This is a genomic window from Streptomyces sp. MB09-01 (genome assembly GCF_033794505.1).
Classification (GTDB): Bacteria; Actinomycetota; Actinomycetes; order Streptomycetales; family Streptomycetaceae; genus Streptomyces.
Map to the genome: position 1 here is coordinate 1 of NZ_JARAYQ010000244.1, position 12,030 is coordinate 12,030.

Genomic DNA, 12,030 nt, shown 5'->3' on the forward strand with positions numbered 1-12,030 from the left:
CCGCCCCTCCGCACACGCCGCGGCGAGTGCACCCACCAGGCTGAGGGCATCGCATCACCGCGCGGCAGGGGGTTCTCGCATGTCTGGGGCCGGCACGTTTCGGGATGACTTGGGGGCGTCCGTCGTCGTCGCGCTGGTCGCGTTGCCGCTGTGTGTGGGGGTGGCGGTCGCCCCACCAACCTCTTCGAGGGGGTGCTGGTGGGGCTCGGGCTCGCCGTCGCCAAGCGGCCTGGGAGACCTCCCACGTGCACATCGAGGAGGTGTGGGGGGACGAGGGGCTGTCCGTGCGGATCGTGGGGAACGCCAGCTTCCTGCGGCTGCCCAAACTGCTCGACGCGCTGGACGCGCTGCCCCACGGGCAGCCTGTACGGCTCGACCTCAGCGGGCTGCGCCACCTCGACCACGCCTGCCTGACCGCCCTCGAGGGCTGGGAGCGGATGCGGACGCCGCTCCCCGGCCGGGAGGGCGTCATCTAGCCGGGCTACCCTCCGCCCGTGGACCCTCAGCTGAAGCGAACCCTGGGTGTTTCGGACGCCGTCGTCGTCGGGCTCGGCGCGATGGTCGGCGCCGGTATTTTCGCGGCCCTCGCCCCGGCGGCGCGGGCCGCGGGCGATGCGCTGCTCGCCGCGCTGGCCCTGGCGGCGCTCGTGGCCTACTGCAACGCGCATTCCTCGGCGCGGCTCGCCGCCCGCTACCCGGCCTCGGGCGGCACCTACGTCTACGGGCGCGAGCGGCTCGGGCCCTTCTGGGGCCATCTGGCCGGCTGGGGGTTCGTGATCGGCAAGACCGCGTCCTGCGCGGCGATGGCCCTCACGGTGGGCGCGTACGTCTGGCCCGGGCAGCAGCACGCCGTGGCCGTCGCGGCGGTGGTGGCGCTGACCGCCGCGAGCTACGGCGGTGTTCAGAAGTCCGCCCGGATCGCCCAGCTGATCGTGGCGGTGGTCCTGGCGGTGCTGGCCGGGGTGGTCGTGGTGTGCCTGTCCTCCGGCGCGGCCGGAGCAGGGCGGCTGAGCGGCTCGGACTGGGCCGCCGCCGGGCTGTTGCAGGGGGCCGGTCTGCTGTTCTTCGCCTTCGCGGGCTACGCCCGGATCACCACCCTGGGCGAGGAGGTGCGCGATCCGGAGCGGACGATCCCGCGGGCGGTGCCGCTCGCGCTGGGCATCGCGCTGCTGGTGTACGCCGCGGTGGCGGTGGCGGCGCTGTCGGTGCTCGGCGCCGACGGCCTGGCACGGTCGGCGGCGCCGCTCGCCGACGCGGTCCGGGCGGCCGGCCGGCCCGAACTGGCCCCGGTCGTCCAGGTGGGCGCGGCCCTCGCCGCGCTGGGCTCGCTGCTGGCCCTCGTGCTCGGGGTGTCGCGGACCGCGCTGGCGATGGCCCGGGACGGTCATCTTCCGCGCGCGCTGGCCGCCGTACATCCCCGGCATCAGGTGCCGCACCATGCGGAGCTGGCAGTGGGTGCGGTCGTGGCGGTGCTCGCGGCCACCGTCGATGTGCGGGGCGCGATCGGTTTCTCCTCCTTCGGAGTGCTCGCCTACTACGCGATCGCGAACGCCTCCGCGTGGACTCTCGATTCAGGTGTCAAGGGGCGGACCGTGGCAGCGGTCGGGCTGTCCGGCTGTGTGGTGCTGGCCTGCGCGCTGCCCCTCGCGTCGGCGGTCGCGGGGGCGGCGGTGCTGGCACTCGGCGCGCTGGCTTACGGGGTGCGGATCCGGCTCAGATCCGGGATCTGAATTCCGCCCAGGGCGCCAGCTCCAGGTCGCACTCCTCCCCCAGCTCCGACTCCTCGCAGAACCAGGCGGTGCCGTCGAGCCAGCCGTGCAGCCAGCCGTGCAGGCTCGGGGTGTCGATGGACCAGGCGAGGTCCGGCTCACCGAGGCTCGGGTCGAACAGCAGCACCTGGGCGGTCTCGGAGCGGCAGTCCACGCAGGCGTACATGGTGCAGCCGAAGTCGGCTATCGGCAGCACGCCCTCGGGCCAGCGCCATCCGGACGCGCGGTGCGCCTCGTAGCTCTGGACGGTTTCGCGCAGGGAGAGCAGCCCGCATGCGGGGCCGAAACCGCCGTCGCCGATGCGGGTGTAGAGCGCAGTGAGCAGCGGCGGCAGGGCGAAGCCGAGTATGCCCTCGGCCCGGGCGATCTCCCCGCTGCCCAGCGGCGCGGGCAGCGGCTCTCCGTGCCCGCGCGCGGAGTTGCGTACGCGGTCTGCGACTTGCTCCAGCAACTGCTCGGTCTCGTTCATGCGTTCATGGTGACGCACCCCACCGACAACCCGCCCGGCCTGTGGACAACTCCGTCAGCGGGAGGCGAACGGGGTGTCCGTCGGGACGATTTCCCGGCCCAGGGGGAGCAAGGAGAGCGGGACCATCTTGAAGTTGGCGATGCCGAACGGGATGCCGATGAGCGTGATGCAGAGGGCGATGCCCGTGACGATGTGGCTCAGAGCCAGCCACCAGCCCGCCAGGACCAGCCACAGGACGTTGCCTATGCAGGAGGCGGCGCCCGCGTCGTGGCGCTCGACCGTGGTGTAGCCGAAGGGCCAGAGGGCGTAGACGGCGATGCGGAAGGCGGCGATGCCGAAGGGGATGCCGATGATGGTGATGCAGAGCAGCACGCCGGCCAAGAGGTACCCCAGGAACAGCCAGACGCCGCTCAGGACGAGCCAGATGACGTTCAGGATTGTTTTCATCGGGGGCGGCCTGCCATCTGTTCGAGCCGGGCGATGCGCTCGGCCATCGGAGGGTGTGTGGAGAACATCTTAGAAAGGCCTTCACCAGGACGGAACGGGTTGGCGATCATCATGTGGCTCGCCGTCTCCAGCCGGGGCTCCGCGGGCAGCGGGAGCTGCTTGGTGCCCGCGTCGAGTTTGCGCAGGGCGCTGGCCAGGGCGAGCGGGTCCCCGGTGAGCTGGGCGCCGGACGCGTCGGCCTCGTACTCGCGCGAGCGGCTGATGGCCAGCTGGATGACGGAGGCGGCCAGCGGTCCCAGGATCATGATCAGCAGCATGCCGAAGAGCCCGGGGCCCTCGTCGTCGTTCGACCGGCCGACCGGAATCAGCCAGGCGAAGTTCACCAGGAACATGATCACCGAGGCGAGGGCGCCCGCGACCGACGAGATCAGGATGTCGCGGTTGTAGACGTGGCTGAGCTCGTGGCCGATGACCCCGCGCAGCTCGCGTTCGTCGAGGATGCGCAGGATGCCCTCGGTACAGCAGACCGCGGCGTTGCGCGGGTTGCGGCCGGTGGCGAACGCGTTGGGGGCCTCGGTGGGCGAGATGTAGAGCCGTGGCATGGGCTGGCGCGCGGACGTGGAGAGCTCGCGCACCATGCGGTAGAGCTGGGGGGCCTCGAATTCGCTGACGGGGCGGGCGCGCATCGCGCGTAGAGCCAGCTTGTCGCTGTTCCAGTACGCGTAGGCGTTCGTCCCGAGGGCGATGACCACGGCGACGATCAGGCCGCCCCGCCCGAAGAAGCTTCCGATGAGGATGATGAGTGCGGACAGCCCGCCCAGGAGTGCGGCGGTCTTGAGCCCGTTGTGCCGGCGGTGCACGGTACGCCCTCCAAGTGGTGCGGCAGGGGGAGCCCCGTCATGGGTCTGAGGGTCTACGGTCCAGTGGACCCTCCCTCCCTGGTCAACGCGAGGTGAGGGCGTCTGGTTCCCAGGGCGCACGGCGGCGGCCGCCCCCCGCCGCCCCTTGCCGGGCGGCGGCGGGGCCGCGGCGGGAGTTGCTCCGTACGGGTGAGGGCGGGGGCCGCCGTGTGCGGGCTACTGCGCGAAGAGGCTGCCCGACGCGACGCGCAGGACCAGCTGCGGGGCGCCCGAGAGGATCACCGCGGTGATCGCGGTGACGACGATGGCCGCCGTCACGGGCCAGGGGGCCTTCGTGCGGGTCTGCGCGCGCTCGGAGCCTTCACGGCCCTCGGCGCCCTCCGGCGACCGGAAGAGGAGCGCGGTCCACCGCAGGTAGTAGTACAGGGCGATCACGACGTTGACCGCCATGACCACGGCGAGCCAGCCCAGGCCCGCGTCGACCGCGGACCGGAAGACGGTGACCTTGGCGAAGAGCCCGATGATGCCCGGCGGCAGGCCCGCCAGACAGAGCAGGAAGAAGGCCAGCGAGAGGGCGGCCAGCGGGCGCTCGGCGTACAGGCCGCGGTAGTCGCTGATCCGGTGGAGCGGCTTCGTCCGGGCGACGAGGGCGGCCACGGCGAAGGCGCCGAGGTTCACGGCGGCGTACATGAGGGCGTAGGCGACGGTGGAGCCGATCTGGTCGCGGCCGGAGTACGCGGCGGCGGCGATCGGGACCAGCAGGTAGCCGGCCTGGCCGACCGAGGACCAGGCGAGCAGCCGTACGGCGCTGTTCGGGCGGTCGGCGGACTGGCGCAGGGCACCGACGTTGCCCACGGTCATGGTGAGCGCGGCGAGGACGGCGAGGGCCGGGCCCCAGATGTCGGAGTACGCCGGGAAGGCGATCACCGTGACGAGGATGAGGCCGGTGAAGCCGACGGCCTTGCCGATCACGGAGAGGTAGCCGGCGATGGGCAGCGGGGCGCCGACGTAGGTGTCGGGGACCCAGAAGTGGAAGGGGACGGCCGCGGTCTTGAAAGCGAAGCCGACGAGGGTGAGCGCGACGCCGGCCATGGCGAGCGTGTCGAGCTGCCCGGGGACGTCTTCGAGGCGGTCGGCGATCTGAGTGAGGTGCAGGGTGCCGGTGGCGGCGTAGACGAAGCTGACGCCCATCAGCGAGACGGCGGTGGCGGTGACGGAGGACAGGAAGAACTTGAGGGCGGCCTCCGAGGAGAGCCGGTCGCCGCGGCGCATGCCGACGAGGGCGAAGGCGGGCAGCGAGGCGACTTCGAGGGCGACGATCAGGGTGGCGAGGTCACGGGACGCGGGCAGCAGGGCGGCGCCGGCGGCGGAGGAGAGCAGCAGGAACCAGTACTCGCCGGCGGGCATGCGCGTGTCGCGGACGGCGGTGACCGACAGCAGGGCGGTGACCAGCGCTCCGGCGAGCACCAGGAACTGGATGACGAGCGCGAAGTGGTCGGCGGCGTAGCTGCAGGCCGCAGGGTCGTTGGTGAGGCAGAAGGTGGTGCGGTCGCCGGCGCGCAGCGGCAGCAGGCCGGCCGTCGCGGCGGCCAGGCCGGCGACCGAGATCCAGCCGAGGAGCGGCTTGTGGCGCTCGGACACGAAGAGGTCGGCGACGAGGACGAGCAGGCCGACGGCGGCGGTGATCACCACGGGCGCGATGGCGAGCCAGTCGACGGACTGGACCAGGCTGGGGGTCTCGGCGGAGAGGACCGTCAGGGCCGTCATGAGTTGCCTCCTGCGAGGAGCTTCTGGACGGCCGGGTCGGTGAGGCCGAGGAGGAGCGCGGGCCACAGGCCGGCGAGGACGGTGAGGGCGACGAGCGGGGTCCAGGCCGCGAACTCGTAGTGCTGGATGTCCGCGACGGCGAGCTCGGGGCCCGCCTTGGGGTCTCCCATGCAGACGCGCCGTACGACGACCAGCAGGTAGGCGGCGGTGAGCAGGGTGCCGAACGCCCCGATGGCCGTGAAGGTGAGGAAGGCGGGCCGGGACAGGCCCTCGGCGGGGTCGAAGGCGCCGAAGAGAGCCAGCATCTCGCCCCAGAAGCCGGCCAGGCCCGGCAGGCCGAGGGAGGCGACGGCGGCGAAGGCGAGGAAGGCGCCCATGCGGGGGGCGCGGCCGTAGAGGGCGGCGCCGGTGGCCCCGGCGAGGGTGTCGAGGTCGGCGGTGCCGTAGCGGTCCTTGAGGGCGCCGACCAGGAAGAAGAGGAGGCCCGTGATCAGGCCGTGGGCGATGTTGGCGAAGAGCGCGCCGTTGACTCCGGTGGGGGTCATGGACGCGATGCCGAGGAGGACGAAGCCCATGTGGCCGACGGAGGAGTACGCGATGAGGCGCTTGAGGTCGCCCTTGTTCCCCTTGCGGGCCAGCGCGAGGCAGGCGAGCGATCCGTAGACGATGCCGATCGCGGCGAAGGCGCCCAGGTAGGGGGCGAAGGTGGCCATGCCGTCAGGGGTGACGGGGAGCAGGATGCGGACGAACCCGTACGTGCCCATCTTGAGCAGGACGCCGGCCAGCAGGACGGATCCGACGGTGGGCGCGGCCGTGTGCGCGTCCGGCAGCCAGCTGTGCAGCGGCCACATCGGGGTCTTCACGGCGAGGCCGATGCCGATGGCGAGGACGGCCAGCAGCTGGGTGGTGTAGGTCAGTTCGCGGCCGTTGTCAGTGGCGAGTGCCACCATGTCGAATGTGCCGCTCTTCAGTCCGATCAGCAGCAGACCGAGCAGCATGACGACGGAACCGAGCAGCGTGTAGAGGATGAACTTCCAGGCGGCTGCCTGCCGCTGAGCACCGCCCCAGCGGGCGATGAGGAAGTACATCGGGATGAGGACCATCTCGAAGGCGAGGAAGAAGAGCAGCAGGTCGAGGACGGCGAAGGTCGCGAGGGTGCCGGACTCCAGGACGAGGAGCAGCGCGACGAAGGCTTTCGGGGAAGGGCCTGCGGGGAGCTTGAAGTAGCTGTAGAGCGCGCAGAGGAAGAAGAGAAGCGCGGTCATCAGGAGGAGGGGGAGCGAAATGCCGTCGACACCCAGGTGGATCCGGACGTCGAGCGCGGGGATCCAGCTGATGTCCGTCGTCGCCTGGAAGCGGGACGGGGCGTCGTGGTCGAAGCCCAGGGTGAGGGCGATGGCCGCGGCGAGGATCACGCCGGTCACGGTCACGCCGTGGCGGAGCACGGCCTGTTCGGGGCTCTTGCCCTTGAGGCCGGGCGGGGCCGGCAGGAGGGCCGCGGCGGCGCCGAGGAGCGGTGCGGCCACGATGAACGCCAGAAGGAACTGCATCACGGACGGGCTGATATCAATCACGGCTGACTCACGGCTCACGATCCGGCGTTGACGTTGGCGAGGACGGCGGTGGCGATCGCCAGGACCACGGCGCCGGCGAGCAGGGCGCTCAGGTAGCTCTGCACGTTGCCGGTCTGGGCACGGCGTACGAGGCTGCCGAGCAGCCGGGGGCCGGCGCCCGCGCCGCGGACGTACGTGTCCACGACCTCGCGGTCGAGGAAGCGGACGAGGCTTGCCGCCGCCCGGACGGGGCGGACGAAGAGCCGGTCGTAGACGGCGTCGAGGTGGAAGCCGTCGGCGGCGTGGCGGTGCAGCGGACCCAGGAGCGCGCGACCGGGGTCGGGGGCGGGCCCGGCCGGGACGGCGGGGTGGTCGTGCGTCACCTCGGCGACCTCGGGGGTCTCGGCCGCGGACGCGGCGGCGGCGGTGGCCGCGGACGCGGCGGCGGCCTGCGGGGAGCCCGCTCCGGTGCCGGGGACGGCACCGGCACCGGCCGTGGCGGGGGCCGGGCGGGCGGTGGCGCGCTGCCAGAGGGCGTAGGTGAGCATCGCGCCGACGACCGCGGCGCCCGTGCCGAGGACCGAGGTGACCAGGGTCGGGGTGAGCGCCTCACCGTCGAACCAGTCGGCGATGGGGTCCGCCGCGAGGCCGAAGCCGATCGACGGGATCGCCAGCAGCCACAGCACGCCGGTCATGGCGACGGGCTCCTTGCCGTGGTCGGGGGCGGCTGCGTCCCGGCCGCGGAAGGCCATCAGCCACAGCCGGGTGGCGTAGGCGGCGGTGAGCAGCGCGGTCAGCACGCCGGCGACCAGCACCAGCCAGCCGGCGCTGCTCGGGGCGAAGTCCGAGTGGCCGGTGGCGGTCTGCTCGGCGGCGACGAGGACGGCTTCCTTGGAGAAGAAGCCGGCGAAGGGCGGGATCGCGGCGAGCGCGAGCAGCGCGATCGTCATCGTCCAGAAGGCGTCGGGGATGCGCTTGGTCAGGCCGTCCATCCGGGACATGGCGGCCAGGGAGTTCGTACCAGCGGCGTGGATGATCACGCCCGCGCCCAGGAAGAGGAGCGCCTTGAAGACGCCGTGGGACAGGAGGTGGAAGATCGCGGCGCCGCGATCGCCGACGGCCAGGGCGCCGGTCATGTAGCCGAGCTGCCCGATCGTGGAGTAGGCGAGCACCCGCTTGATGTCGTCCTGGGCGAGGGCGGCGAGGGCGGAGCCGACCATCGTGACGGCCGCCATGACGGCCATGACCACCAGCGCGGCGCGGGACGCCGCGAAGACGGGGAGGAGGCGGGCGATGAAGTAGACACCGGCGGCGACCATCGTCGCGGCGTGGATCAGCGCGGAGACCGGGGTGGGGCCCGCCATGGCGTCGGGGAGCCAGGTGTGCAGCGGGAACTGCGCGGACTTGCCCGCGACTCCGGCGAGCAGGAGCAGTGCGATCAGCGTCGGGTGGTCGAGTCCGCCGGCGGCGACGGTGCCCAGGATCTTCGTGATCTGGAAGGAGCCGGCGTCGGCGGCGAGTGCGAACAGGCCGATCAGGAAGGGGACGTCGCCGAGCTTGGTGACGAGGAAGGCCTTCAGGGAGGCGGAGCGGGCCGCCTCGGTCTCCCAGTAGTGGCCGACCAGGAAGTACGAGCAGATGCCCATGACCTCCCAGCCGACCAGCAGCACCATCAGGTCGCCGGAGTAGACGACGAGCAGCATGGCGGAGGTGAACAGGGAGACGAGAGCGGCATACGACGGGTAGCGGGGGTCCTCACGGAGGTACGCCGTCGAGTAGAGCTGTACGCAGGTGGCGACGAGCCCGACCAGCACGGCGACCAGCACGGCGAAGCCGTCCAGGTAGAGCGAGAGGTCGATCGGCACCGAGCCGGTCGGGGTCAGTTCGGTCGCGGTGCTGATCGCCGGGCCGCCGCCCTGGCGAACGGCGACGATCACGGCCAGGACGGCGGAGCCGAGCGTCGGCAGGATCGCGAGCGGCCGGACGAAGCCGGGGGCGGTGCGGCCGAAGAGCAGTCCCGCCACCGCGCCCAGGAAGGGGAGCAGCGGGACGAGGACGGCGAGGGTCGTGGTGCTCACGCGGTGACCTCGCTCTGGTTGTTCGGGGTGTTCGGGGCGGGCTCGTGGCCTTCGGCGGTGTCGCGCAGCCGGTCGACGTCGGAGGTGCCGCGGTTGCGGTAGACCATCAGCACGATCGCGAGGCCGATGCCGATCTCGGCGGCGGCGATGGCGATGGTGAAGAGGGTGAGGGCCTGGCCGGCGTGCAGGGCGTCGCGCAGCCAGACGTCGAAGGCCACCAGGTTGAGGTTGACCGCGTTGAGCATCAGCTCGACGGACATCAGGACCAGGATGGCGTTGCGGCGGGCGAGTACGCCGTACAGGCCCGTGCAGAAGAGGAGCGCCGCGAGGACCGCGGGGTAGGCGAGGTGCATCAGCGCTGCCCCTTGTCACTGGTGACGCCGTCTTCGGCGGGACTGTTCCTGCGGGACAGCACGATGGCGCCGATCAGGGCCGCGAGGAGGAGGACGGAGAGCGCCTCGAAGGGCAGCACCCAGTGCTGGAAGAGGATCTCGCCGGAGACCTTCGTGGAGCCCTGGACCGGCCCGTCGAGGTCGATCCAGGTCGTGCGGAAGGCGTCGACGACGACCCAGACCAGGGCCACGGCTGCGACGGCGGCGACGCCGAGGGCGATCCAGCGGTTGCCTGAGTCGGCGTCCGGGGAGCGGCCGATGGGCGCCTTGGTGAGCATCAGCCCGAAGAGGAGGAGGACGACCACGGATCCGAGGTAGATGAGGACCTGGACCCAGGCGATGAACTCGGCGGTCAGCAGCAGGTACTCGACGGCGATGCCGCCGAGTGCGACGACCAGCCAGAGGGCGGCGTGCACCAGTTGCCGGGTGGTGACCGTGACGAGGGCCGCGCCGAGGGTGGCGAGTCCGACGAGTACGAAGGCGATCTCGACGCCGGTCGGGGACAGGAAACCGGGCCCGGTGGCGGCGGCTTGGGCTGCGGCCAGGGTGGCGGCGGGGGTCACGCGTCTCCCTCCGGGGTCGGGGTGGTCGGGGGTTCGGTTCCGCCTTCCGCCGCTGCGGCGGATGCGGCGGCTTCGGCTGCCGCGGCGGCTGCGGCCGCGGCAGCCGCTGCTTCGGCCTTCTCCACTGCCTTGCGGGCGGCGGCGATCTCCTTGGGCTCCTCGGCGGCCGGGTCCAGCGCGGGCGGGGCCGGGACGGTCCACATCCACTCGCGGAGCTTGTCGCGCTCGTGGGTCAGCTCGTGGATGTCGGTCTCCGCGTACTCGAACTCCGGCGACCAGAAGAGGGCGTCGAAGGGGCACACCTCGATGCAGATGCCGCAGTACATGCAGAGGGAGAAGTCGATGGCGAAGCGGTCGAGGACGTTGCGGCTGCGCTCGCGGCCACCGGGCGTGGACGCGGGGACCGTCTCCTTGTGGGAGTCGATGTAGATGCACCAGTCGGGGCACTCACGGGCGCAGAGCATGCAGACGGTGCAGTTCTCCTCGAACAGGCCGATGACCCCGCGGGAGCGGGGCGGGAGTTCGGGCTGGACATCGGGGTACTGGGCCGTGTGCGAGCGCTTCGTCATCGTGCGCAGCGTGACGGCCAGGCCCTTGGCGAGGCCGGATCCGGGAATGGGCATCAGTTCATCGCCACCTTCACGATGCCGGTGAGCGCGATCTGGGCGAGCGCGAGGGGGATGAGCGTGGTCCAGGCGAGCTTCTGGAGCTGGTCCTCGCGCAGGCGCGGGTAGCTCACGCGGAGCCAGATCACGACGAAGGCGAGGATCGCGGTCTTGAGCAGGGTCCAGACCCAGCCGAGGCCGTCGGCGCCGAAGGGGCCCTGCCAGCCGCCGAGGAAGAGGACGGTGGTGAGGGCGCAGAGGACGACGATGCCGGCGTACTCGGCGAGGAGGAACAGCGCGAAGCGCAGGCCGGTGTACTCGGTGTACGCGCCGAAGATGATCTCGGAGTCGGCGACGGGCATGTCGAAGGGGGGCCGCTGCAGTTCGGCGAGGCCGGCGGTGAAGAAGACGAGCGCGCCGACGATCTGCCAGGGCAGCCACCACCACTGGAAGCTCTCGACGATCCCGGGGAGGGAGACCGTCCCGGCGGCCATTGCGACGGAGGCGGCGGCGAGCAGCATGGGGAGCTCGTAGGCGAGCAGCTGGGCGGCGGTGCGCAGGCCGCCGAGCAGGGAGAACTTGTTCGCGGAGGCCCAGCCGGCCATGAGGGAGCCGAGGACTCCGACGCCCATGACGGCGAGCACGAAGAACAGGCCCGCGTCGATGACCTGGCCGACCGCGCCCTCGCCCGGCCCGATGGGGATGGCGAGGAGGACGAGGAGGTACGGCAGCAGGGCGACGGCGGGGGCCAGCTGGAAGATCCGTCGGTCGGCGTTGGCCGGGACGATGTCTTCCTTCTGCGCGAACTTCACGCCGTCGGCGACGAGCTGGGCCCAGCCGTGGAAGCCGCCGGCGTACATGGGGCCGAGGCGGCCCTGCATGTGGGCCATCACCTTGTGCTCGGTCTGCCCGACGACGAGCGGGAGCACGAGGAAGACGGCGAAGACGACGATCAGCCGCAGGGCGACGTCGAGGACGTCGTTCACGCGTCGCCTCCGTTGTCGGTGGTGGGGTGGGTGTGGGGAGCGTCTGCCTCCGGGTCGGTGCGCGGGGGCGCCTCCGGCGCGGGCGGCGGGGTCTCGGCCTGACGGCCCGTGCTCGACGGCTGCGCCGCGTCCGCCTCCGGCCCGGGCAGCGGAGTGGCCTCCGGCCCGGGCAGCGGGAGCTCAGCCTGACGGCCCGTGCTCGACGGCTGCGCCGCGTCCGCCTCCAGCCCGGTCTGCGGGGTCGGCTGCGGCGCGGTGCGCGGGGGCTCGGCCTGACGGCCCGTGGCCGCCGGCTTCACCGCGTCTGCCTCCGGCCCGGTCTGCGGAGTGGCCTCCGGCCCGGTGGGCAGGGTCGGCTGCGGCGCGGTGCGCGGGGGCTCGGCCTGACGGCCCGTGGCCGCCGGCTTCACCGCGTCTGCTTCCGGCCCGGCCTGCGGAGTGGCCTCCGGCCCGGTGGGCGGGGTCGGCTGCGGCGCGGGCTGCGGGGGCTCGGCCTGGCGGCCGGTGGGGTCCGGTGTCGCCGCGACTGCGTCCGGGGCGG

At 72.4% G+C, this 12,030-nt stretch carries 11 protein-coding genes and 2 pseudogenes; 2 read left to right on the forward strand and 11 right to left on the reverse strand.

Annotated features, from left to right (window positions below; all coding sequences use genetic code 11):
- Positions 1 to 177 precede the first annotated feature (177 nt).
- Positions 178 to 476, forward strand: a pseudogene (locus PV721_RS34560) (STAS domain-containing protein); the annotation flags it as partial.
- An 18-nt stretch (positions 477 to 494) separates the two neighbouring features.
- Complete coding sequence (locus PV721_RS34565; RefSeq protein WP_319731389.1) at positions 495 to 1,730, forward strand: APC family permease; 1,236 nt, start codon at positions 495 to 497, stop codon at positions 1,728 to 1,730.
- Here PV721_RS34565 and PV721_RS34570 read toward each other — a convergent pair.
- The 11 genes and pseudogenes from PV721_RS34570 to PV721_RS34620 all read right to left on the reverse strand — a co-directional run.
- Positions 1,714 to 2,238 (reverse strand): SMI1/KNR4 family protein, encoded by a 525-nt coding sequence (locus PV721_RS34570; RefSeq protein WP_319731391.1) that lies wholly within the window; start codon positions 2,236 to 2,238, stop codon positions 1,714 to 1,716. The two genes, PV721_RS34565 and PV721_RS34570, sit on opposite strands and share 17 nt — an antisense overlap.
- A 54-nt stretch (positions 2,239 to 2,292) precedes the next feature.
- Complete coding sequence (locus tag PV721_RS34575; protein WP_319731393.1) at positions 2,293 to 2,685, reverse strand: YccF domain-containing protein; 393 nt, start codon at positions 2,683 to 2,685, stop codon at positions 2,293 to 2,295.
- Entirely contained in the window at positions 2,682 to 3,545 is an 864-nt protein-coding gene (gene htpX, locus PV721_RS34580; RefSeq protein ID WP_319731395.1) for a zinc metalloprotease HtpX, read from the reverse strand. The genes PV721_RS34575 and htpX overlap by 4 nt, the downstream gene beginning before the upstream one ends.
- 216 nt (positions 3,546 to 3,761) lie before the next feature.
- Positions 3,762 to 5,312, reverse strand: a complete 1,551-nt coding sequence (locus PV721_RS34585) for an NADH-quinone oxidoreductase subunit N (RefSeq protein ID WP_319731396.1) — start codon at positions 5,310 to 5,312, stop codon at positions 3,762 to 3,764.
- Positions 5,309 to 6,862: an NADH-quinone oxidoreductase subunit M gene (locus tag PV721_RS34590; protein ID WP_319731406.1), complete on the reverse strand. Its 1,554-nt coding sequence runs from the start codon at positions 6,860 to 6,862 to the stop codon at positions 5,309 to 5,311. The genes PV721_RS34585 and PV721_RS34590 overlap by 4 nt, the downstream gene beginning before the upstream one ends.
- Positions 6,863 to 6,900: 38 nt before the next feature.
- A complete protein-coding gene (locus PV721_RS34595) occupies positions 6,901 to 8,943 on the reverse strand; it encodes an NADH-quinone oxidoreductase subunit L (RefSeq protein ID WP_319731398.1) in 2,043 nt (680 codons plus the stop codon).
- Entirely contained in the window at positions 8,940 to 9,296 is a 357-nt protein-coding gene (gene nuoK, locus PV721_RS34600) for an NADH-quinone oxidoreductase subunit NuoK (RefSeq protein ID WP_319731400.1), read from the reverse strand. Before nuoK ends, PV721_RS34595 begins: the two co-directional genes overlap by 4 nt.
- Positions 9,296 to 9,898 (reverse strand): NADH-quinone oxidoreductase subunit J, encoded by a 603-nt coding sequence (locus PV721_RS34605; RefSeq protein ID WP_319731402.1) that lies wholly within the window; start codon positions 9,896 to 9,898, stop codon positions 9,296 to 9,298. The genes nuoK and PV721_RS34605 overlap by 1 nt, the downstream gene beginning before the upstream one ends.
- Positions 9,895 to 10,524: an NADH-quinone oxidoreductase subunit I gene (locus tag PV721_RS34610; protein WP_319731408.1), complete on the reverse strand. Its 630-nt coding sequence runs from the start codon at positions 10,522 to 10,524 to the stop codon at positions 9,895 to 9,897. Before PV721_RS34610 ends, PV721_RS34605 begins: the two co-directional genes overlap by 4 nt.
- Positions 10,521 to 11,489 (reverse strand): complex I subunit 1 family protein, encoded by a 969-nt coding sequence (locus PV721_RS34615; RefSeq protein ID WP_319731404.1) that lies wholly within the window; start codon positions 11,487 to 11,489, stop codon positions 10,521 to 10,523. The genes PV721_RS34610 and PV721_RS34615 overlap by 4 nt, the downstream gene beginning before the upstream one ends.
- Positions 11,486 to 12,030 (reverse strand): annotated as a pseudogene (locus PV721_RS34620) (hypothetical protein); the annotation flags it as partial. The pseudogene PV721_RS34620 and the gene PV721_RS34615, both read right to left, overlap by 4 nt.

Excerpts from the sequence above, each read along its gene's own strand:
- PV721_RS34570 (WP_319731391.1), bottom strand. The coding sequence starts at position 2,238 with ATGAACGAGACCGAGCAGTTGCTGGAGCAAGTCGCAGACCGCGTACGC.
- PV721_RS34575 (WP_319731393.1), bottom strand. The coding sequence starts at position 2,685 with ATGAAAACAATCCTGAACGTCATCTGGCTCGTCCTGAGCGGCGTCTGG.
- PV721_RS34585 (WP_319731396.1), bottom strand. The coding sequence starts at position 5,312 with ATGACGGCCCTGACGGTCCTCTCCGCCGAGACCCCCAGCCTGGTCCAG.
- PV721_RS34590 (WP_319731406.1), bottom strand. The coding sequence starts at position 6,862 with ATGCAGTTCCTTCTGGCGTTCATCGTGGCCGCACCGCTCCTCGGCGCC.
- nuoK (WP_319731400.1), bottom strand. The coding sequence starts at position 9,296 with ATGCACCTCGCCTACCCCGCGGTCCTCGCGGCGCTCCTCTTCTGCACG.